This is a genomic window from Haloarcula sp. Atlit-120R (assembly GCF_003665885.1).
GTDB lineage: Archaea > Halobacteriota > Halobacteria > Halobacteriales > Haloarculaceae > Haloarcula > Haloarcula taiwanensis.
This window is the reverse complement of the sequence record NZ_QPLN01000039.1, coordinates 1-583: the sequence shown is the minus strand read 5'-3', so window position 1 is coordinate 583 and position 583 is coordinate 1. Positions and strand designations below refer to the sequence as shown.

General features: G+C 69.5%; 1 pseudogene. It reads right to left on the bottom strand.

What is annotated here, in order from left to right:
• Window positions 1-82 precede the first annotated feature (82 nt).
• Window positions 83-583, bottom strand: a pseudogene (locus DVK01_RS21115) (5'/3'-nucleotidase SurE); the annotation flags it as partial.

The window sequence follows — 583 nt, the reverse complement described above, 5'->3', positions numbered from 1 at the left end:
CACGTCGGACCTCGCCGCGTACCTCTCGCAGACCGGGCAGTTGGCGCGGTCGTAGCGTCGTCGCTTCCGGCTGACTTCCGCGCTACTCCACCTGTTCGGAGAGGCTCTCGACGATGCTCGCCAGCCGCGGGTCCGTCGCATGGCCGTGGTGGACCGCGAGGGGCGAGACGCTCACTTCGCCGTCGACCATCGCGCGGCGGTCGCTCCCGACCGGATAGCGGTCGCGGTGTTCGTCGTCGAGCGGGAACGGGTTCTCGAAGCCGACGGAGTCCGGCCACGAAATGTCCTGTAACCGGACGTACACCTCGTCGTCGTCGAGGTCGTGTTCGCGGTCGCCGTCCGGAAGCGCGCCGGCGTCCGGGTCGTGGTCGACCTGCTGGTCGTAGTTCGCGAAGGGGCGGGTCACGCGCATTCGGGGGCTCGGCACGTCCGCCGGGGCGTTGACGTTCAGGAGGTCGACTTCGTCGAACGCGTCGGTCCCGAAGACGCGCTCGGTCAGGGCACGGGCGACCCGCGCGGGACGGGAGAAGTCGTACTCCTCGGGCGGGTGACAGAAGAAGTCTCGGGCGTGGTAGCTGGAGAC